Below are 21466 nucleotides of genomic sequence, written 5' to 3' on the forward strand. Positions count from 1 at the left end.
GCGCTACACCCCCACTTCGGGCCCAAGGCAAAGCAATGGGTCGTCTTGCTCTTCTGCCTCATAAAGCTCGGTCTGGGAGGGGTCGTTCTCGAACCGTGCCACCAATCCGCGCGGGCCTTTGCTAAAGCTCCAGCATTGGGGGGTGAGGTTGTCTTCGTACGCAAAACAGATCAGCCCATCTGCCTCATACCAGCGACCGTCCTTGCAGCGCCCATCTAGAAACGACCACTGCACGCGCTGGTTCTCGTGATAAACCTCGGCCCCGTAGGGCGCGCCGGATTTGCCGTAATAAAGTGTTTTACCTTTGGTATAGGTATTGAATTCCGTCGCCGACATCTCGGCCAAGGCGGACAAAGGCAGAAGGGTGCAGATCAGGGCGAGGACATGTTTCATAATGCCAGCCTGCCAGAAGCCCGCGTGCCGCGCCAGTGAGATTAGCCACGGCCCCAGCGTGCGACGCGGGCGTCCATAACACGGCGCCAGAGCGGTGGCACAAGGGCGATCACCGCCATGATGGGCAGGGAATAAGGCAGTTTCGGCATCTCATCGGTCACTTCCAGCGCCGGAAAGGCGCGGGCGGGCCGCATGTGGTGGTCCGAATGGCGCGGCGCGTTTAGCATCATGGCCGCGGAATACCATTTCGGGGCGTTCCAACTGTGTTGCGGGCCGATCGGCTCGAACCGGCCATCGGGGCGTTGCTGCCGCCGCAAGCCGTAATGCTGCACATAGTCCGACACCAACAGCTGCATCTGTGCATAGGCGGCAAGGCCAAGATAGGCGAACAGCCCGGTAATGCCGCCGAAAAACAACGCGGTGAGCAGGGCCACTGCGGCACCGCCGAGGTAGATCGCATAGGGGTGCAGCCCCATCGCCCCCGTCTTGCGCGCCCGCTGCGCGTTGTCGGCCTGCCACCCGGCGCGAAACTCCCCCCAACTTGCGCTGAGAAGAAACCGCCAGAACCCCATGCCCTTGGGCGCGGAATTGGGATCGGCGGCGGTGGCGGCGGCGGGATGATGCACCCGCAGATGGGCCGAGACGTGATGTCCGTGCAGCAAAGAGATATAGACCGCCGTGCCGATCCGTCGGGGCAGGCGGCGGGATGCGTGGATCAACTCATGCGCGTTGGAATTGCTGATCTGACCCAGAAACAGGCCAAGGGCGGCAAAAATCAGCGCACGGTCCAGCCCCTCAAGATGCGGGGCCACGCCAATCGCCCAGACACCGAACGGCAGCAGCATGAAATGCACAGCAGCCAATGTCAGCGTCAGCGCCCGACCGGACCTGTCGGAGAGGGTCAGCGCACGGCCCAATCGGTCCATAAAGGCGACATGAACCGTGATCGACAAAAGCGCCAGCACAGGCCAGACCCCGCCCCAAAAGGCGGCGGCGGCGATAAACACCGCTGGCGTCAAACTGGCGATCACATACCACAGCACGTGTTTTCCCTTAATTATGGCCCGCCTTGCGGCGCATCCGGGCCATTCTGCCCGCCGCGCAGCCTGCGCACAACGCAAACACCCGCGCGATTGTCGCTTTTTGATCGCCGGGCGGCCTTTGAATTTGCTACCAAGGCCGAAAGCAAGGCGGGGGAGCGATATGGCACTGGACGATCACGGGAAAACGACAGGGCAGGAACCGCAAAAGGGCGTCTGGAAATCCGGCAAGGGCAAGGGGCGGCATCACCCTAAGGGGCGGCAGGTGCAGGACGCGGCATGGGAGGACGTTCGCGCGCTTTTGGGCGACCGCCCGCGCCACCGCGATCTGCTGATCGAGTTCTTGCATCTGGTCCAAGACCGCTATGGACACCTCTCTGCCGCGCATCTGCGCGCCTTGGCCGAAGAGATGCGCCTGTCGATGGCCGAAGTCTATGAGGTAGCCAGTTTCTACGCGCATTTCGACGTGGTGAAAGAGGGCGAAACCGCACCGCCCGCGCTGACCATCCGTGTCTGCGATTCGCTGTCTTGTGAACTGGCCGGGGCGCAGGCGTTGAAGTCCGCGCTAGAGGAGGGGCTGGACCCCGCAGAGGTCCGCGTGCTGCGCGCGCCCTGCATGGGCCGCTGCGACACCGCGCCGGTGCTGGAACTGGGGCACAACCATATCGACCTCGCAACGCCTGAAAAGGTGCAAGCGGCCCTTGGGGCTGGAGATACCCATGCGCGTCTGCCTGACTATGAAACCTACGAAACCTATGCCGCATCAGGCGGTTACGAGGCACTGTTGAACCTGCGTGTTGGTGGCAATTGGGAAACGGTACAAGAGCAATTACTAGAGGCCGGGCTGCGCGGGCTTGGCGGGGCGGGCTTCCCTTCGGGCAAGAAATGGGGCTTTGTGCGGGCCAATCCGGGTCTGCGTTATCTGGCGGTAAATGGCGATGAGGGCGAGCCGGGCACTTTTAAGGATCGCTGGTATCTTGAGCGCAGGCCTCACTTTTTCCTTGAAGGTATGTTGATTGCCGCATGGGCGGTCGAGGCGAAAAAAGTATTTCTCTACATGCGTGACGAATACCCGGCGGTGCTGGAAATTCTGCGGCGCGAGATTGCGGCGCTGGAGAATGCAGGCGTGATCGCCCCCGGTTATGTCGATCTACGTCGCGGCGCGGGCGCCTATATCTGCGGTGAAGAAAGCGCCATGATTGAAAGCATCGAAGGCAAGCGCGGCCTGCCGCGTCACCGCCCGCCCTATGTGGCGCAGGTGGGGGTCTTTGGCCGTCCGACATTGGTGCATAACGTGGAAACCCTGCACTGGATCGCCCGCATTTGCCGCGAAGGGCCGCAGGTGTTGAACGCGACCGAAAAGAATGGCCGCAAGGGGCTGCGCAGCTACTCGGTCTCGGGCCGTGTGGCGGAGCCAGGGATGTACCTGCTGCCCGCAGGCTCCACCATCACCGATATCATCGCGGCGGCGGGTGGCATGGCCGAGGGGCATGTGCTGAAGGCGTATCAGCCGGGCGGGCCGTCCTCTGGCCTGCTGCCTGCTTCGATGGATGACGTGCCGCTCGATTTCGACACGCTGCAACCGCATGGGTCGTTTATTGGCTCGGCGGCGGTTGTTGTCCTCTCGGAACATGACAGCGCCCGCGCCGCCGCGCTCAACATGCTGCGGTTCTTTGAGGATGAAAGCTGCGGGCAATGTACGCCCTGCCGGGTGGGCTGCGAAAAGGCGGTCAAGCTGATGCAAGAGGACCGCTGGGATCAGGGGCTGCTGGAGGAGCTTTCGACCGCGATGGTCGATGCCTCAATCTGCGGGCTGGGGCAGGCCGCGCCGAACCCGATCCGGCTGGTGATGAAGCATTTTCCTGACGAAATCTAACCGCGGCCCTTCTCGGTTGCCTTGATCTGCCCTTGGCGCTCTTCCATCTGCGCGGGCAAGCCTATAGATCAAGACGAAACTGCATGGGAGACGCCGATGGCCTTCTTCACGAAGCTCAAGGACCGCTTGTTCAAATCCTCGTCCAAGATCGACGAGGGGCTAGAGGCGATTGTCAGCGATGGCGGCGAAACGGAGGCCGAAGCGGCTCCCGTAGACGCGGTGATGGACCAGCCCGGTGTGGCGTCAGATGTGATGCCCGACGGGCAAGATGACAGCGGCCCGATGCTGGCAGCTGAGCAGGAGGAGCAGGCACCCGAACCCGCCCCAACCCCTGAGCCGGCCCCAGTACCAGAGCCAATCCCTGCGCCTGAGCCGGTAACCATACCCGATCCCGAACCTGCTCCAACGCCGGAACCTGAGCCGCAGCCAAGGCCCACGCCTGAACCCGAACCAACGCCTGAGCCCGAACAGGTGCCGCCCGCCGTTGATCCCGAACCCGCTCCTGCCCCTTCAGAAGTTCCCCGCGTCGACCTGCGCCAAGCGATGACCCCGGTTGCGCCTGCGCTGGACGAAACCCCTGCCGATGCCGCCCCCGCCAAGCCGGGTATTTTGGGCCGCCTGATGGGCCGCAGCGCAGCGCAGCCCGTTGTGCGCCGCGCGCTGGATGATGAGATGCTCGAACAGCTCGAAGAGTTGTTGATCAGTGCGGACATGGGCGTCGATACGGCCCTACGGGTCACCGCGAATATGGCCGAAGGGCGCTTTGGCAAGAAACTGTCGGTGGCAGAGATCAAACAACTGCTCGCCAGCGAAGTCAGCCGCATCATGGAGCCTGTGGCGCGGCCCCTGCCGATCTATTCCAAGACCCCGCAGGTGGTGCTGGTGGTCGGCGTGAACGGCTCGGGCAAGACCACGACCATCGGCAAGCTTGCCTCGCAATTCCGTGCGGCGGGCAAGAAGGTCGTGATCGCCGCAGGCGACACCTTCCGCGCTGCTGCGGTGGAGCAATTGCAGGTCTGGGGCGATCGTGCGGGCGTGCCGGTCTTGACCGCAGCCCATGGCAGCGATCCGGCCAGCCTTGCATTCGACGCCATGGGCCGCGCGCAAGAGGAAGGCGCCGACCTGCTGCTGATCGACACCGCAGGCCGTTTGCAAAACCGGGGCGACCTGATGGAGGAATTGGCCAAGATCGTCCGTGTCATCCGCAAAAAGGACGAGACCGCGCCGCATAACACCCTATTGGTGCTGGATGCGACGACCGGGCAGAACGCACTGAACCAAGTGAAGGTTTTTCAAGAGATTTCCGACGTCAGCGGTCTGGTTATGACCAAGTTGGATGGCACCGCCAAGGGCGGCGTGCTGGTGGCCCTGGCGGATCGTTTCGGCCTGCCGATCCATGCCGTGGGCGTGGGGGAGCAAATCGATGATCTGTCGCCCTTTGACCCGGATGAATTTGCCGCCGCTTTGGTGGGCACGGATGGCTAACGCACTCTTGGCCGCCGCGCTCGGCGGCCCGGCTCAATCATGGGTGCCGAGCAGTTTTTCGATCTGGCGCAACACGGTGAGTACGGCAACGACGATCCCCGCCGTGAGGCAGGCCAGCAGGATTTGCCCCGCGCCGCAGGACAGCCCAATGGCCCCCGCCAGCCACATCGACGCGCCGGTGGTGATGTTTCGCACCTCGCCGTTGGAGGTGAAAATGATCCCCGCGGCAAGGAAGGCGACACCCGCAGTGACCGCTTCGATCAAGCGCAGCGGGTCAAAGCGCATCTGGTCGCCTTTGCCAAACTCCAGACTGCCCAACTCTTGCCCGATGATGATGAACAAACAGGCCGCGATGGCGACCATGATATGGGTGCGCAGCCCCGCGGGCTTGTCCCTTCGCTCGCGCTCAAACCCCACAACGCCTGCCAGAAACGCGGCCATCAGCAGCCGCGCCGCCGCGACAGTGACGGGCACTTTGGAAAAACTGTTGGTCAGATCGGCGAGCAGGCTTTCAAACATGGAATTTCCGTTGGTGATAAAGGCTTTGAGGAATAAACCTCTCGCCGCTGTGGTGGTTCCGCGATGACCGAGTGGATCCTGTCGATCGAAGGGACGCCCGCGGGCCATACTGCAGCGCTTTGGTTGGCGCTTTCAGCGGCCTTTTTGCATGCCGTCTTTGGCGCGTTGCAAAAGGGGCGGCATGATCCGTGGCTGACGCGCGGGGCGATTGATGTCTCCTATGGCGTGATGGCCACGCCCTTTGCGCTGTTCGTCGTGCCATGGCCCGAGCCGCATATGTGGCTGATTTTCCTCGGCGCCTTCGTGATCCATGTGATCTACAAGCTGTTGCAAGCCTGGGCCTATACCAAGGGGGCTTACACAGTCGTTTATCCAGTGGTGCGCGGCACGGGGCCGCTTTTTGCCGTGGTGGGGGCCTATCTGATCTTTGGCGAGCGGTTCAACGCGGTGCAGTGGCTCGGCGTGGCTGTGCTGCTGAGCGGTATCTTCGGGCTGGCGGTTTATAACCTGCGCAATCTGGTCGCGGCGCGCGATACGTTGCACGCGGCCTTGGGGCTTGCGGTGCTGACGGGCTTGTTCGTGGCGCTTTACACCACATATGACGCTTACGGCATTCGCGCCACGGCGGACCCGTTCACCTTTCTCGCGTGGTTTTTCATGATCGACGGGCTGGTGATGCCGGTAATCGCTTGGCGGCGCTGGCATAGAATGGAGAACCCGCCCGACGTTGCTCCGCTGATGCTGCGCGGCGTGATCGGCGGGTTCATCGCATTTGCGAGCTTTGGGTCGGTCATGCTGGCCACGCGGCTAGATAAAGTGGGCGAGGCGGCAGTGCTGCGCGAGACGTCCACCGTCTTCGCCGCGCTGATCGGGGTGCTGGTGCTGAAAGAAACCGTCGGCCCGCGCCGCATTGCGCTGATGTCGCTGATCGCGGCCGGGGCGGTGATTGTTGAAATGGGCGGCTAAAGGAACAGGCATGTCAGAACCAAGAGAGATCAACCCAATGCTGCGTGCAGGCTTGGAATACGGGCCGGTGTTGGCCTTCCTCGTCGCCTATCTGTGGCTCAAGGATAACACCTATACCTTCGGCGGCACGGAGTACGACGGATTCATCGTCGTCACCGCGATGTTCGTGCCTTTGCTAGTGCTGTCGACCGGGGCGCTTTGGGCGCTGACGGGCAAGCTTAGCCGGATGCAGGTCGCCACCGTGGTGCTGGTGGTGATCTTTGGCGGGCTGTCGGTCTGGCTGAATGATGACCGCTTCTTCAAAATGAAGCCAACGCTCATCTATGTGCTTTTCGGCGGTCTGCTGGCCATCGGCCTGCTGCGCAGGCAATCCTACCTGAAATACGTCATGGAAGAGATGATGCCCCTGCGCGATGAGGGCTGGATGCAGCTGACCAAACGGCTGATGTTTTTCTTCTTCGGGCTGGCGCTGGCGAATGAGCTGATCTGGCGGTTCTTCTCGACGGACACATGGGTCTACTTCAAAACCTTCGGCCTGACGGCGGCGATTTTCGTTTTCTTCATGGCGCAGGGCAAGCTGTTCGAAGCCTACGGCGAGAAGAAAGATCAAAGCTGATCCGAATTTAAACCATGCTCCGCGCGAGACTGTTGACCTGCAGCGTCGCGCGGCGTAATCCACCCCACGTGGCGATTTGTTACCGGATTGTGGGCCACGTTAAACATGCCGCTAAAAGGTCAGGATGAAAGACCCCTTTCGCTTGGCCGCGTCTGGGGTTTTTTTATGCCCGCTAGGTCGGGTCGGAAGGATGAGATACATGAGCGATGACCGTCACCCACGCACTCAAGCGATCCACGCAGGCACCCGCCGCAGCCAATACGGCGAGGTGAGCGAGGCGATCTACCTCACCCAAGGGTTCGTTTACGACAGCGCCGAACAGGCGGAGGCGCGGTTTGAGGAGATCGGCCCGGATGAGTTCATCTATGCCCGCTATGGCAACCCCACGGTGGCGATGTTCGAAGACCGTATTGCCACGCTGGAAGGGGCCGAAGATGCCTTTGCCACGGCCAGCGGCATGGCGGCAGTTTCGGGTGCGCTGATCTCGATGCTGAGGGCGGGCGATCATGTGGTATCCGCGCGGGCGCTTTTCGGCTCCTGTATCTATGTGCTCGAAGAAATCCTTGGCCGCTATGGCGTTGAGGTCACCTTCGTCGACGGCAGCGATCTGAGCGCATGGGAGGCCGCGATCCGCGAGGACACCTGCGCGGTGTTCTTTGAGTCCGTTGCCAACCCCACGCTTGAGGTGATCGACATCGAATCCGTCGCCCGGCTGGCCCATGCCAAGGGCGCGCTGGTGGTGGTCGATAACGTCTTTGCCACGCCGGTCTTTTCGCGCGCGATCTCGCAGGGGGCGGATGTGGTGGTCTATTCGGCCACCAAACATATCGACGGGCAGGGCCGCGCGCTTGGCGGTGTGGTGCTGGGCAGCCGCGATTTCATCCGTGGCACGCTTGAGCCCTATATGAAACACACCGGCGGCTCGATGAGCCCTTTCACCGCGTGGATCATGCTCAAGGGGTTGGAAACCATCGACCTGCGGGTGCGGGCACAGGCGGCCAGCGCACAGGAATTGGCAGAAGCGCTGGAAGGCCACGCCGAACTGGCGCGGGTGCTTTACCCCGGCCTCTCCGCCCATCCGCAAAACGCGCTTGCGATGCAGCAGATGGGGGCAGGGGGCACCGTGCTGTCCATTGACCTCAAGGGCGGCAAGGCGGCAGCTTTCGCTTTCCTGAATGCGTTGCAGGTGGGGGTGATCTCTAACAACCTCGGCGATGCAAAGACCATCGTAACCCACCCGGCCACCACGACGCACCAGCGCCTGCCGCAGGAAACCAAAGACCTTTTGGGCATTACGCCGGGCCTCGTGCGGGTCAGCGTGGGGCTGGAATATACCGGCGATCTCAAGGCCGATCTGTTGCAAGCCTTGGACGCGGCGGCGCAAGCCTGACCTGATGTGTCGCAGCCGCGGTGGCATTTTTGCCCCGCGCATCATACATTGAGGATGACAGACCGGAGGGCCGCGCAATGAACATCGTGACTGAGATGTCCGAAACACCGGATCGAAGCGCGGCGAAGGCTGCGCTCGCCACCCTGCGCGCTTGGGCCGAAACGGCCACCCCGGCAGAGATTGCAGCCCTTGACCCAGCGATGGCGCGGATGCTCGCGCCCGCCGACTACCCGGCGCTGAGCCGTGCCTACCCCGAAGATTTCACGGCAGGCGACAATTACCGCGCCAGCCTGCCGGATCTGCAAAACGGCCCCTCCAGCCTAATTCGGGGCGCGCAGCAGTTGATCCAGCACGTCGGCATCTCGAACTTTCGCCTGCCGATCCGCTATCGCAGCCGTGAGGGCGGGGATATGCGATTGGAAACATCGGTGACCGGTTCGGTGTCGCTTGATGCGGAAAAGAAGGGCATCAACATGTCCCGCATCATGCGCAGCTTTTACCGCCATGCAGAGGCGACCTTTAGCTTTGAGGTGATCGAAGCGGCGCTGGATGATTATAAGACCGATCTCGAAAGCTTGGACGCGCGGATCCAGATGCGATTCTCCTTTCCGATGAAGATTGCCAGTCTCCGCTCTGGCCTGACGGGCTATCAATACTACGACATCGCGCTAGAGCTGGTTGAGCAGGACGGAGAGCGCAAAAAGATCGTGCATCTAGACTATGTCTATTCCAGCACTTGCCCCTGCTCGCTGGAACTAAGTGAACATGCACGGGAAACGCGCGGGCAATTGGCCACGCCGCATTCGCAGCGTTCCGTGGCACGCATTTCGGTTGAGACGCAGGACGAGGGCGATTGTCTGTGGTTCGAAGACCTCATCGAGATTTGCCGCCGCGCCGTGCCGACAGAGACGCAGGTCATGGTCAAGCGCGAGGATGAACAGGCTTTCGCCGAACTTAACGCCGCCAATCCGATCTTTGTCGAGGATGCCGCGCGGCTGTTTTGTGAACAGCTTTTGGCTGATGGACGGGTGGGGGATTTCCGCATCGTCGCCAGCCATCAAGAAAGCCTGCACAGCCATGATGCGATCAGCGTGCTGACCCAAGGCGAGACCTTTGCCGCGCAAAGCATCGACCCCAAGCTGTTCAACACCCTCTTTCACGTCGGCTGATCCGGCGCAGCGGCAATCGCGCAGTGGTTGTCCGAACCACGCGCAGCACCCCTTTGAGGGGCAATCCGCATGTCTTAGCGCAAAAATGCCGAATGTCGTCCTGCCAGCCCTGCAAGTCCCGACCAGCGGCTATGCGAAAACGTCGGTTCTGCTGCGGCGCAGCATTGCCTATCTAACGTTCATCGAAATACTGGAAATTGCAAAGGCAATCAGATGACCTACCAGAGCACTGCTCATCCCGCCCACTCCGTCTCTCCCTTTGAAGGGCTGCGGCGCGCCGGCGCCGGTCTGCGCCGCTTTTTCGCGGGGATCGGCCATGGCATCATGATGGGCTCCACCGCCCACCGCCGTTTTGAGCAGGTCCAAGCCCTGCAAGCGAAAAGCGACGAAGAACTGGCCGCCATGGGCATCAAACGTGACGACATCGTTCACCACGTTTTCAAAGACCTCTACTACATCTAAGACGACACGGACCGGGGCCAAATCGCGCCCCGGTCCCGTCTCGGCTTGACAGCGACGAGCGGCCAAGCCAACGCTGCGCCCATGTTGGATATACGACCTGTCGGATATGTCGTGGGCCTTTTGGTGGCCGTGCTTGGCCTTGCCATGATCATCCCGATCTTGGTCGATCTGGCCGAGGGCCGGGGCCAATGGTGGGTCTTCGTCGAAAGCGCGCTGATCACCACGTTGGGCGGCGGTATGATCGCCCTTGCCAGCGCCAATGGGGTCCGCGAAGGGCTCACCATCCAACAGACATTCATGCTCACCACCGGCGTCTGGCTGATGCTGCCGCTGTTCGGAGCCTTGCCCTTCGTGCTGGGCGCGACCGATGCCAGCGTCACCGACGCGATGTTTGAGGCGATGTCGGGGCTGACGACCACCGGGGCCACGGTGCTGACCGGGTTGGAAGACTTGCCCAAGGGCCTCCTGATCTGGCGCGGTATTCTGCAATGGCTGGGCGGCATCGGTATCGTTGTGGTCGCCATGGTGTTCCTGCCCGAGTTGCGGGTCGGTGGTATGCAGATCTTCAAATCCGAATCCTTTGACACCTTTGGGAAAATCCTGCCCCGCGCGGGGCAGATCGCGACGCAGATTTCGGTGATTTACCTCTGGCTGACGCTGGCCTGTATGCTGAGCTATCTCGCCCTCGGGATGAGCACATTTGACGCGACGGTTCACGCGCTGACCACGGTGTCGACCGGGGGGTTCTCTAACTACGATGCCTCGTTTAGCACCTTCTCTGGCCCCGCCGAATATGTCGCGGCGATCTTTATGATCCTCGCGGCCCTGCCTTTCGTGCGCTACGTGCAGCTTATCAACGGCAACCCCGTGGCCTTGCACCGCGACCCGCAGGTGCGCGGCTTTTTCATGACCTTGACCTTTCTGGTGGTGATTGTCTTTTTCGTCCTGCGCAGCGGCACGACCTACGAGTCCGAGCGGATCTTGCGGGAAGCGATCTTTAACATCACCTCCATCATCTCGGGCACCGGCTATGCGTCGGCGGATTATATGAAATGGGGCAGCTTCGCCGTGGCGCTGTTCTTTTTCATCGGCCTGATCGGCGGCTGCGCGGGCTCGACAACCTGTTCGATCAAGATCTTCCGCTATCAATTGCTCTTTGCCTCGATCCGCGCGCAGTTGCGCCGGATCCGCTCGCCCCATGGTGTCTTTACCCCGCGCTACGATGGCCGCCCGGTGGGGGCGGACGTGCTAAGCTCGGTGATGTCGTTCTTCATGTTCTTCGTCGTATCGCTCGGCCTGATCTCGGTCGCGCTGAGCCTGACGGGGTTGGATTTCGTCACCTCCGTTTCAGGCGCGGCGGCGGCGCTGGCGAACATTGGCCCGGGGTTGGGAGAGATCATCGGCCCGGCGGGGAATTTCAGCAGCCTCAACGACACGGCGAAATGGATTTTGATCATCGCCATGTGGATCGGGCGGCTGGAATTGCTGGCGGTCTATGTCATGTTCACCGCCAAGTTCTGGCGCGCTTGAAACGCGAAAGGGCGGCGCCGATGGCACCGCCCTTTGCTTTTGTCGCTTGAGGCTGAGCCCCCCGCGTTACTCCCAGCAGCTTACCAAGACGGTCATCCCCTGCGCACGCAGCGTCAGATCGCGCGGCGCGATCGGGCCCGTGGCCCCCTGCGCCAGCTTGCTGCCCAGCCCTGCGTCTTGCGCCGCCTTGAGGATCACACTTCCATCAAGGGCAAAGCTTACGTCTTCGGGCAGTTTGCGGTCCGCCTCGGTCTGGGGCAGCAACATGCCCACCACATGGCCATTCTCGTCAAAGACCGGTCCCCCGGCATCACCGGGCTGGGCGTTGACCGACAGGCGTTTGAGGTTTTCATCCCCGTTCAGTCCTTTGAGGTCCGACAGCGCGCCAAAGGTCAGGGTCGCGGCACTCAGCACCCCTTCGTAGGAGTAACCCGCGACGGAGATTTCCGATTGCAGGCGCGGCGCACCGTTGCTGAATTCGGCCACGGCCAGCGGGGCGAGGCGGCTTTCGGGTTTGAGCAGCGCAAGCCCGCGCGCCTCATCGGTGGCGATCACAGTGGCATCGGTATCCGCGTCCAGCGTTACCCGGGAGCAGGAGGCGACAACCTCGCTCGTGGTGACAACCGCACCATTGCCGTCGATGAAAAAGCCGCTGCGGGCGATCTTGGGCTGGCGGATTTGCAGACCCGCGACCAGATCAATCGCCTGCGCGTCGCTGTTGCCTGCGGCGGCGTCCAACACGCCGGGCAGGCGGGTCAGGCTTTTGGACATCTCAGCCACCACGCGGCGGCGGCGGTCTTCGTCCCCGGCGGGCCAAATCAGGGTGAACCCCTTGATTTGGCCATTTTCCAGCGAGACCTGCGTCTGGCTGATGATGCTGCCGTTTTCACCGATCAACTCAAAGGAGTTGCGCTTGCGTTCGCGCGGGCCATCCAAGGGGACGATCTCAAGCGTTTGCAAGATGTCATAGAGACCGTAGAGCGTGTCTTGGTTGCCCGGCTGGCTGATCAACAGCACACGTGCGCCGATGTTGCCGTTGGTGTCGTAATGGGCGAAGGGCGGCTCGTAGCGGGCGAATTCGACCTCGGCCGTGGGCATCATAATCTCGATCCCGGCTTTCTCATCGCGCACCATTTGCAGGCCCAGCCCATCGAGCACGGCATTATACTGCGCGATGAGCGCGGCACGCTGCCGGGTGGTCAGCACGCCGGTCTCGTCATATCCATTCGCCGTCTGCCATGCCCCCATAGAGGCACGGGTGCCCCGGCCAAAGGCACCATCAATCGCGGCGTCGTAAAAACCGGCCCATTGCAGGGCGATTTGCAGGTCTTTGCGCTCTTGCGCCGAGAGGGCGCGTTCCGAACGGCGCGCCTCTGCCGGGGTCTCATCCGGCTCTGGCGGGGTGGGGGCCGGAGCGGTTTCGGCCTCTGCCTCTGCCTCAGCGCCTTCAGTCTCGCCTTCGGTCGTTGTCGTGTCGAGCGGGGTTGTGGTGACATCGGGGGTGGTGCTGCCTGCTGCGGCTTCCTCTGGCTCACCGGTTTCAACGCCTGCGGGGGCATCGATCACGCCGGTTTCCAGAACGTTGTCGCCCACGGGCCAGAACTGCTGCTGGAAACGGCTGGACTGCTGGATGAAGCTGTCTCGCGGCACCAGACCGTCGCGCACATAGCTGCGCAGCACCAGTTCCGCATCTTCGCGCCGGTAGGGGCCGACGGCGATGCCGTACCAACCGCCGCCCAAGGAAAAGCCATTCACGTCATCCAACAGGGTCTCATAGGCGCGCGCGCGGTCGGTGGCTTCGGCCAACGAGGGCTGCGCCTCGATCTGGACCCAAACGATATCCTCCGCCGATTGCGCCCGCGCAAGGCTGGCCCAAGACAGGCTCAGGGCCAAGAAGATCGCCACCGGGGCACGTAGAATTCGCTTCATCGTCACTCAACTCTCGCAAAACCAAATCCGAGCCAGATTACGCCGGAAAGCAGCGCAAATGCCATGGCAAAGGGGGCGAATTTCTCACAAAGCTGCGATTGACCCCCATGGATTGCAGACGTAGGAAAGGCGCGCATCATAAAGGGGCAATCACCATGTCTGACGCGGCGCAGAAACCACGCTCTTTTCAAGAGATCATCCTTGCATTGCAGAGCTATTGGGCGCGGCAGGGCTGCGCGATCTTGCAACCCTATGACATGGAAGTGGGCGCGGGCACCTTTCACCCGGCCACCACGCTGCGCAGCCTCGGCACGCAGCCATGGGCCGCGGCTTACGTTCAGCCCTCGCGCCGCCCCACCGATGGTCGATATGGTGAGAACCCCAACCGCCTGCAGCATTATTACCAATACCAGGTGCTGATCAAACCCAGCCCGCCCAATCTGCAAGATCTGTACCTCGGTTCGCTCGAAGCCATTGGCATCGACATGGCGCTGCATGACATCCGTTTTGTTGAGGACGATTGGGAAAGCCCGACGCTGGGCGCTTGGGGTCTGGGCTGGGAAGTCTGGTGTGACGGCATGGAAGTCAGCCAGTTCACCTATTTCCAGCAGGTCGGCGGCCATGACTGCCACCCCGTCTCGGGTGAGCTGACCTATGGGTTGGAGCGTTTGGCGATGTATGTGCTGGGCGTCGAACACGTGATGGACATGCCCTTCAACAGCCCCGACGCGCCGATTCCGCTGACCTATGGCGATGTGTTCAAACAAACCGAAGAAGAATTTGCGCGCTGGAACTTTGACACCGCCAATACCGAGGTGCTGCTGGATCAGTTCAACGAGGCCGAAGCGCATTGCCAGTTCATTCTTGAGCAGCCCGCCGAGGACCCCAAGACCGGGAAACGGATCGTCATGGCGCATCCGGCCTATGACCAGTGCATCAAGGCGAGCCACATTTTCAACCTGCTCGACGCGCGCGGCGTGATTTCAGTCACCGAGCGGCAGGCCTATATCGGGCGGGTGCGGGCCTTGGCGAAACAATGTGCCGATGCCTTCGTGCAGACCCGCGCGGGCGGCTGGACGCCCGAGGCGGACAGCGCGGCATGAGCGGCAAGATTGTCGGTATCGTGATCCTTGTCTCTGCATTGATCGCCGGGGCTGCACTCTATTATTTGCAGATCTATGGTTTTTATCACGAAGTGCCTGAGGCCAAGGTCGAACTGGTATCGCTTACCTTGCAAGAGCCGGAAGAGATCGCGGCAGAGAACCTTCAGGCCATCGACGCCGACAGTTCTCCGATCCGGTTCCGTGCCTGTTTTGAGCATGACATGAGCCTCGCCATGGCGACCGAGACCTATGAGATGACCGACCCCACCGATCCGCGCAACGCCCCGGGCTGGTTCGATTGTTTCGACGCTCCGGCCATCGGGGCCGAGATTGAGGCTGGCACCGCGCTGACCTTCCTTGGCGGCAAGAACGTGCATTACGGCGTCGACCGGATCGTCGCGCTGACCGACGATGGGCGTGGCTACATCTGGCATGAGCTGAACGACTGCGGGGAGAAGTCCTATGACGGCACCGTGGTAGGAGAGGCTTGCCCAGAGCGTCCCGCCGACTGACCTTAAACGCGGTCGCCGCCTATTTGCGCGGAACCTTTTGGCGCTGCCGAACGCTTGTCCCCACATAGAACGGGGGCGAAAATGTCAGAAAAAACACATGAGGGACTAAAATGGGTGATGCGCGCGGGCTACGGCGCGCGCGGGGTGATCTATACGATCATCGGGGGGCTGGCCCTATTGGCCGCCGTCAAAAGCACCCAAGCCTCGGGCACGAAAGACGCCCTCGCGGCGCTGCGGGATGAGCCTTACGGTATCCCGGCACTCTTTGCCATCGGCATCGGGCTGCTTGCCTATCTGGTCTGGCGCGTGGCTGCGGGCGTGAAAGATGTCGAGGATCACGGGACCGACGCCAAGGGGCTGATCGCGCGGCTGGGGCAGATCACAACCGGGCTGATCCACGGCGGTATCGGCGTTTCCGTTCTGGCCTTGGCGATGAGCGGCAAGAATTCCGGCGGGAGTTCCGCGCAGGACTGGACGCAAAAGTTGATGGCAATGACCGCCGGGCGCTATATCGTGGCCGCTGGCGCGCTGATCTTGTTGGGCGCAGGCATCTACTACGCCTACAAAGGCTGGAGCGGGAAATACAAAGGCCATCTGGCGCGCACCCATCTCACCGAAAGCATCGACCCTGTCGTGAAGATTGGCCTGATTATCTATGGCGGTATTCTGGGGCTGGTTGCCTTTTCGCTGGGCTATGCGGCGCTGACGGCCAATCCCGAACAGGCGGGCGGTCTGGGCGAGGCGTTGCAAAGCCTGCGCGGCATGGCTTTTGGGCGGTTCCTCTTGGGCGGTGCCGGGTTGGGGCTGATCGGCTTTGCGGTCTATAACTTCGTCGAAGCGGGCTACCGGGTGGTGCCGAAATTCTCCGACCCCGATATCCGCACCTTGTTGGATTAAACGCAGGGCGGGGGGCTAGACCCTCCGCCTAGCACTCGTTATCCAAGCCCCCGATGAGACGCCGCCGTCGCGGCAAGAATTGGGGGCCGCCCGTGCCAGATCTGCTGATTGAACTTTTCTCCGAAGAAATCCCTGCGCGGATGCAGAAACGCGCGGGCGAAGACCTGCAAAAGCTGGTGACCAACGGTCTGGTCGAAGCGGGCCTCACCTATGGTTCCGCCGCCGTTTTCACCACACCGCGCCGTCTGACGCTGGCGCTTGGCGATATGCTTGCCGCCAGCCCGCGGCAGGTCGAAGAACGCAAAGGCCCGAAAGCCGACGCGCCCGAGAAAGCCATCGAAGGTTTTTTACGCGGTGCCGGTCTGACCCGTGATCAACTGGAAGAACGCGACACGCCCAAAGGCAAAGTGTTCTTTGCCAAGATCGAAAAGCCGGGCCGCCCTGCGGCTGAGATCGTGGCCAAGGTGCTGGAACAGACCATCCGCAACTTCCCATGGCCGAAGGCGATGCGGTGGGGCACGGGGAGCCTCAAATGGGTCCGCCCGCTTCATTCGATCCTTTGCGTCATCAGCGATGAGGCCGGGGCCGAGGTGGTACCGCTGACCATCGACGGCATCGCCGCTGGCAACATCACGCGTGGGCACCGTTTCCTTGCACCGGCTGAGATCGAAGTCTCGGGGTTCGAGGATTATCAAGACAAACTCTCGCGCGCCTTCGTCGTGCTCGACCCCGCCGCGCGGGCCGACACGATTTGGCATTACGCGACCAACATGGCCTTCGCCGCAGGGTTGGAAGTGGTTGAAGACGCAGGGCTTCTGGCCGAAGTTGCGGGCCTTGTGGAGTATCCCGTGGTGCTGATGGGCCGCATTGGCGACGATTTCCTAGGTCTGCCGCCCGAAGTGCTGCAAACCTCGATGAAAGAACATCAAAAGTTCTTCTCCGTCCGCAATCCAAAGTCGGGCCAGATCGAGCGCTTTGTCACCGTGGCCAACCGCACCACCGCCGACGATGGCGCGACGATCCTTGCGGGCAACGAAAAAGTGCTCGGCGCGCGGCTGTCGGATGCGAAATTCTTCTGGGACAACGACCTGCGCACCGTGACCTCGGGCGCGGGCATGGAGACTTGGGTCAAGGCGCTCGGAAACGTCACCTTCCACAACAAGCTCGGCACACAGGCCGAGTTGATCGACCGCATGGCGACCCTCTCGCGTGAGCTTGCCCCGCTGGTCGCCGCCGACGCCGATGAGGCCGAGCAGGCCGCGCGGGTGGCTAAGGCCGATTTGAGCTCTGAGATGGTCTATGAATTCCCCGAATTGCAGGGCCTGATGGGCAGCTACTACGCGCGCAAGGCTGGGCTGTCGGATGCCGTGGCCGATGCGGCCAAGGACCACTACGCGCCGCTGGGGCCGTCCGATGACGTGCCGACTGCGCCGGTGTCGATTGCTGTGGCGCTGGCTGAAAAGATCGACAAGCTGACGGGCTTCTGGGCGATTGATGAGAAGCCGACCGGGAGCAAGGATCCCTTTGCGCTGCGCCGTGCGGCGTTGGGGGTTATTCGGATTTTGGTTGAGAATGATGTCTCGTTGACGCTGAACGACGTGCTGAACAAAAGCGCCGAGATCGTGGGTGACCGCGATGCACGCCGGGCCGATACCGGTGACATTCTCTCCTTCATCCACGACCGCCTCAAAGTCTACCTGCGCGATCAAGGCATCCGTCATGACATCATCGACGCCTGCATCGCCATGGACGGCAGCGACGATCTGACCCTTTTGGTCAAACGCGCCCGCGCCCTGTCGGAGACGCTCAAAACCGACGACGGCGAGAATCTGATCCAAGGTTTCAAACGCGCCAACAACATCCTCAGCCAAGCTGAAGAGGCCGATGGCGTGGAATACTCCTTCGGCGCCGATCCGAAGTTTGCCGAGACGGAGGCCGAGAAAGACCTTTTCGCCGCGCTCGACAAAGCCGAGGCCAAGATCACCCCGGCGATGGCGGCGCAGGATTTTTCGACCGCGATGGCGGCCATGGCGGAACTGCGCGGGCCGATTGATGCGTTTTTCGAGGCGGTTCAGGTCAATGCAGACAATCCTACAGTGCGGCGCAACCGTCTCAATCTGCTGAGCCGCATTCGCACGATCTGTAGCGCCGTGGCGGACTTGACCAAACTGGATGGCTGACCGCTGAGGGGGCAAGATCCCTTGCCCCTTCTGCCTCAACCCCTATGCTGCACCGGAACGATTAAGGTGCCGCAGTGCAGAACGATCCCCATACCACGCTGGTGACCCCCACCGCGCCAATTGCCAATGACACCCACGGCGGGCGGGCGAAATGCTTGCAGCGCCTTGTGCGCCTTGAGTTGCCGGTGCCCTCTACTGTGGCGGTTTCTTTCAACGCGGTGCAACAGATCGCGCGCGGGCAGTTGCCTGATATCCAAGCGGTGGTCGATCAATTCCCCAAAGGCGCGCTGCTTTGTGTGCGCCCCTCTAGCCAAGACCCTGATTGGGGCGGGCCGGGGGCGGTGCTGAACATTGGCATCAACGACGCGCTGTTTGAACATTACGCCAAGACCATCGGCGAAGGCCCGGCGGCAGCGCTTTATTCGCGGTTCGTGCAGTCCTATGCAGTCAATGTTGCCCGGCTGGATCCGGATATGTTCGACGATGTGAACGGCGATGGCCGCGCGGCGCTGATGGAATCACTACGCGCCTATGAGGCCGAGACCGAAGAGCGTTTCCCCCAAGACCCGGCGACCCAGCTGGCTGCGGTGTTGCGGTCCATGGCGCGGGCGTGGAACGGCACCTCGGCGCGATTGTTGCGGCAAGCCAAGGGGGCACCTGCGGATGCGGGGCTGGGGTTGATCGTGCAGGAAATGGCCTTTGGCGTGGGGCAGGGGCAATGCGGTTCGGGCGTGTTGCAGCTGGTCGATAGCGATACTGGCCTGCCGCAGATCACCGGGCGCTATCTGAGCCAAAGCCAGGGCCGTGATGCGCTCGAAGGCGATGCGGCGGCGATGTATCTCACCCGCGATCCGCGCGGGCCGTCGCTGGAAGAGCTGGTGCCCGATGCCTTTGCCGAGTTGAAGGACCACGCGGCGCTGATGCGCAAACGGCTCCGGGCCGAGATGCAGGTCGAGTTCGTGATCGATCAAGGCAAGCTGCATATCCTTGACGGGGTGAAGGTCGCGCGGTCCTCCCGTGCGGCGGTGCGGATCGCTGTGGCGCTGGCTGACGAAGGGATCATCAGCCGCGAGGAAGCTCTCATGCGGGTGCAGCCGCGCACACTGTCGGAACTGCTTCACCGTCAGGTTGACCCAAGCGCCAAACGCGACATGATCGGGCGCGGCATCGCCGCCAGCCCCGGGGCGGCCACCGGGCGGATCGTCTTTTCGGCCAGCGACGCACAGGCCAGCGCCGCGCGGGGGGAGCCTTGCATCCTCGTCCGGCGCGAGACGTCACCAGAGGATATTCGCGGCATGCATGCCGCCGCTGCCGTTTTGACAGAGCGCGGCGGCATCACCAGCCATGCGGCGGTGATCGGGCGCGGCATGGGGCTTCCTTGTGTTGTCGGTGCGTCGAACATGCGCTTTATCGTGACCCAGCGGCAGATCATCGCCCCCGATGGGCGGGTCTTTGTCGAGGGGGATCAGGTCACCGTCGATGGCTCGACCGGGCAGGTCTTGGCGGGGGCGGCCAAGATGCAAGAGGCCGCGCTGGACGATACGTTCACACGGCTGATGGGCTGGGCCGAGGATGTGGCCGACATCGGCATTCGCGCCAATGCCGACACGCCTGCCGATGCGCAGACCGCGCGCAATTTCAACGCCCATGGCATCGGGCTGTGCCGCACCGAACATATGTTTTTCGAGCCCGGTCGCCTCACTGTGATGCGCGAAATGATCTTTGCCGAAAGCGGCGAAGACCGCCGTGCCGTGCTGGAACGTCTGCTGCCCATGCAGCGCGAGGATTTCACCCAGTTGTTCCGCATCATGCAGGGGCAGCCGGTGTGCATTCGCCTGTTCGATCCGCCTTTGCATGAATTCTTGCCCTCAGACAAAGCCGGGCAGCGCGAATTGGCCGAGGCGCTTGGCCTTCAGATGTCGGATGTGACGCGGCGCGTGGCAGCGATGACAGAGTATAACCCGATGCTGGGCCTGCGCGGCGTGCGGCTGGGGGTGACGGTGCCGGAAATTTACGAAATGCAGGCCCGCGCGATCTTTGAGGCCACAATCGAAGCCAGCCGCGATGGCGAGCCGGTGGTGCCCGAGATCATGATCCCGCTGGTCAGCGCCCGGCGCGAGGTGGAACTGGTCAAAGCCAGCGTCGATGCCGTGGCCGCCGCCGTGCGCAGTGAGCGGGACGCAAGCTTCACCTACCGCCTTGGCGTGATGGTGGAGACCCCGCGCGCCTGTCTGCGTGCCGATGATATCGCGCCGCATTGTGCCTTTCTCAGTTTCGGGACCAACGACCTGACGCAGATGACCTATGGCCTCTCGCGCGACGACGCGGGGCGCTTCATGTCGAATTACGTCCAGCAAGGGGTCTACCCTGAGGATCCCTTCCATGTGCTCGACACCGATGGGGTCGGCGAATTGCTGCAACTTGGCGCGGAAAGGGGGCGCAAAGCCCAGCCCGGAATCACTCTTTCCATCTGTGGGGAGCATGGCGGGAACCCCGAATCCATCGCATTTTGCCGCGAATCGGGCTTTGATTATGTTTCCTGCTCGCCATTTCGCGTACCGGTTGCACGTTTGGCGGCGGCACAGCTCGCCATTGCCCACAAGATCGGGTAGGGACGGCGGGCTCTAGCCCAACTTATACCATAATTCGGCAAGTTTCTGCACATAATGCCCGGTTGGGTTTACCGCCCGGAACCTTTTGGCTATCCGCCCCGCAGCCCTAACAATGATGCGAGGCGCATGATGCGTTTTATCCGGTCGATCTCTTTTGCTCTTTCCATGGCGCTGTGCAGCAGCCCGCTGGCTGTTCAAGCAAGCTCCGAAAGCGCGAGCGATCTTGCGCAGATTGAAATTCAAGGTCTGAAATCCGCCGGTGCCGCGCGGCTTCAGGAGATGGTCGCTCAGCCCGCGTCGGCCAGCGAGACAGATGTGAAATTCTCGACCGCTTGGGTCGACAGCCAGCCCAAAGCCGAAGGCAACGCCGAGTTGCAGTGCCTTGCCGAAGCGCTTTATTTCGAGGCGCGCGGTGAGACGGTCAAAGGCCAGTTCGCCGTGGCCGAAGTGATCATGAACCGGGTGAAATCGGCCCGTTTTCCCGGCACGCTTTGCGGCGTCATCAATCAGGGGACGGGGCGCAAGTATCAGTGCCAGTTCACCTATACCTGCGACGGCTACAAAGAAGTCATCAATGAGCCGCGCGCCTTTGCCCGTGTTTCCAAAGTGGCGCGTGCGATCATCGACGGCTCCGCGCCCAAGCTGACCAATGGCGCGACCCACTACCACACCACCGCCGTGAACCCCAACTGGGCGCATGTCTATACCAAGACCGCGCGGATCGGTCAGCATCTCTTCTACCGCCACACGTGGAAAACCGCCTCGAATTAAGAGTTTGGGGGCGGAT

18 protein-coding genes and 1 riboswitch are annotated in these 21466 nt (G+C 62.1%); of the genes, 14 read left to right on the plus strand and 4 right to left on the minus strand.

The window, feature by feature from the left end:
• Positions 1 to 3 precede the first annotated feature (3 nt).
• Positions 4 to 393 carry a hypothetical protein gene (locus J3456_RS02875; protein WP_349578814.1) on the minus strand — a complete coding sequence of 130 codons (390 nt, stop codon included), beginning with the start codon at positions 391 to 393 and terminating at the stop codon, positions 4 to 6.
• A 41-nt stretch (positions 394 to 434) separates the two neighbouring features.
• Complete coding sequence (locus J3456_RS02880; protein ID WP_349578815.1) at positions 435 to 1436, minus strand: alkane 1-monooxygenase; 1002 nt, start codon at positions 1434 to 1436, stop codon at positions 435 to 437.
• A gap of 160 nt (positions 1437 to 1596) precedes the next feature.
• Between J3456_RS02880 and J3456_RS02885 the strand changes: the two genes are divergently transcribed.
• Together J3456_RS02885 and ftsY are read left to right on the plus strand one after the other, a co-directional pair.
• Positions 1597 to 3309 carry an NAD(P)H-dependent oxidoreductase subunit E gene (locus J3456_RS02885; RefSeq protein ID WP_349578816.1) on the plus strand — a complete coding sequence of 571 codons (1713 nt, stop codon included), beginning with the start codon at positions 1597 to 1599 and terminating at the stop codon, positions 3307 to 3309.
• Between the two features lie 96 nt (positions 3310 to 3405).
• Positions 3406 to 4794, plus strand: a complete 1389-nt coding sequence (gene ftsY / locus J3456_RS02890) for a signal recognition particle-docking protein FtsY (protein ID WP_349578817.1) — start codon at positions 3406 to 3408, stop codon at positions 4792 to 4794.
• 33 nt (positions 4795 to 4827) lie between these two features.
• Here the strand turns inward: ftsY and J3456_RS02895 are convergent, their stop codons facing one another.
• On the minus strand, positions 4828 to 5313 hold the full coding sequence (locus J3456_RS02895) for an MgtC/SapB family protein (protein ID WP_349578819.1): 486 nt from the start codon (positions 5311 to 5313) through the stop codon (positions 4828 to 4830).
• A 63-nt stretch (positions 5314 to 5376) separates the two neighbouring features.
• On the opposite strand from J3456_RS02895, the gene J3456_RS02900 reads away from it, so the two are divergent.
• From J3456_RS02900 to J3456_RS02925, 6 genes are all read left to right on the plus strand, one after another.
• Positions 5377 to 6279, plus strand: a complete 903-nt coding sequence (locus J3456_RS02900) for a DMT family transporter (RefSeq protein ID WP_349578820.1) — start codon at positions 5377 to 5379, stop codon at positions 6277 to 6279.
• A gap of 10 nt (positions 6280 to 6289) precedes the next feature.
• Entirely contained in the window at positions 6290 to 6895 is a 606-nt protein-coding gene (locus J3456_RS02905) for an inner membrane-spanning protein YciB (RefSeq protein ID WP_349578821.1), read from the plus strand.
• A gap of 58 nt (positions 6896 to 6953) precedes the next feature.
• Positions 6954 to 7030: riboswitch (SAM riboswitch) on the plus strand.
• Positions 7031 to 7094: 64 nt separating this feature from the next.
• Positions 7095 to 8285 carry an O-succinylhomoserine sulfhydrylase gene (gene metZ / locus J3456_RS02910; protein ID WP_349578822.1) on the plus strand — a complete coding sequence of 397 codons (1191 nt, stop codon included), beginning with the start codon at positions 7095 to 7097 and terminating at the stop codon, positions 8283 to 8285.
• Positions 8286 to 8362: 77 nt separating this feature from the next.
• On the plus strand, positions 8363 to 9454 hold the full coding sequence (folE2, locus tag J3456_RS02915; RefSeq protein WP_349578823.1) for a GTP cyclohydrolase FolE2: 1092 nt from the start codon (positions 8363 to 8365) through the stop codon (positions 9452 to 9454).
• Positions 9455 to 9667: 213 nt separating this feature from the next.
• Positions 9668 to 9916 carry a hypothetical protein gene (locus J3456_RS02920; protein ID WP_349578824.1) on the plus strand — a complete coding sequence of 83 codons (249 nt, stop codon included), beginning with the start codon at positions 9668 to 9670 and terminating at the stop codon, positions 9914 to 9916.
• An 81-nt stretch (positions 9917 to 9997) separates the two neighbouring features.
• Positions 9998 to 11446, plus strand: coding sequence for a TrkH family potassium uptake protein (locus J3456_RS02925; protein ID WP_260009580.1), 1449 nt, complete (start codon positions 9998 to 10000; stop codon positions 11444 to 11446).
• Positions 11447 to 11512: 66 nt separating this feature from the next.
• On the opposite strand, the gene J3456_RS02930 is transcribed toward J3456_RS02925, so the two are convergent.
• Positions 11513 to 13375 (minus strand): serine protease, encoded by a 1863-nt coding sequence (locus tag J3456_RS02930; protein ID WP_349578825.1) that lies wholly within the window; start codon positions 13373 to 13375, stop codon positions 11513 to 11515.
• Between the two features lie 155 nt (positions 13376 to 13530).
• Between J3456_RS02930 and J3456_RS02935 the strand changes: the two genes are divergently transcribed.
• The 6 genes from J3456_RS02935 to J3456_RS02960 all read left to right on the plus strand — a co-directional run bounded on the left by J3456_RS02935 (position 13531) and on the right by J3456_RS02960 (position 21450).
• Positions 13531 to 14478, plus strand: coding sequence for a glycine--tRNA ligase subunit alpha (locus J3456_RS02935; protein WP_349578826.1), 948 nt, complete (start codon positions 13531 to 13533; stop codon positions 14476 to 14478).
• A complete protein-coding gene (locus J3456_RS02940; protein WP_349578827.1) occupies positions 14475 to 14990 on the plus strand; it encodes a DUF6446 family protein in 516 nt (171 codons plus the stop codon). The genes J3456_RS02935 and J3456_RS02940 overlap by 4 nt, the downstream gene beginning before the upstream one ends.
• 81 nt (positions 14991 to 15071) lie before the next feature.
• Positions 15072 to 15887, plus strand: a complete 816-nt coding sequence (locus tag J3456_RS02945; protein ID WP_349578828.1) for a DUF1206 domain-containing protein — start codon at positions 15072 to 15074, stop codon at positions 15885 to 15887.
• A gap of 92 nt (positions 15888 to 15979) precedes the next feature.
• On the plus strand, positions 15980 to 18067 hold the full coding sequence (glyS, locus tag J3456_RS02950; protein WP_349578829.1) for a glycine--tRNA ligase subunit beta: 2088 nt from the start codon (positions 15980 to 15982) through the stop codon (positions 18065 to 18067).
• A gap of 74 nt (positions 18068 to 18141) precedes the next feature.
• Positions 18142 to 20679, plus strand: a complete 2538-nt coding sequence (locus J3456_RS02955) for a putative PEP-binding protein (protein ID WP_349578830.1) — start codon at positions 18142 to 18144, stop codon at positions 20677 to 20679.
• A gap of 126 nt (positions 20680 to 20805) precedes the next feature.
• Entirely contained in the window at positions 20806 to 21450 is a 645-nt protein-coding gene (locus tag J3456_RS02960) for a cell wall hydrolase (RefSeq protein ID WP_349578831.1), read from the plus strand.
• Positions 21451 to 21466: the final 16 nt, after the last annotated feature.

Origin of the sequence: Sulfitobacter sp. NFXS29 (assembly GCF_040148765.1) — a bacterium.
Classification (GTDB): domain Bacteria; phylum Pseudomonadota; class Alphaproteobacteria; order Rhodobacterales; family Rhodobacteraceae; genus Sulfitobacter.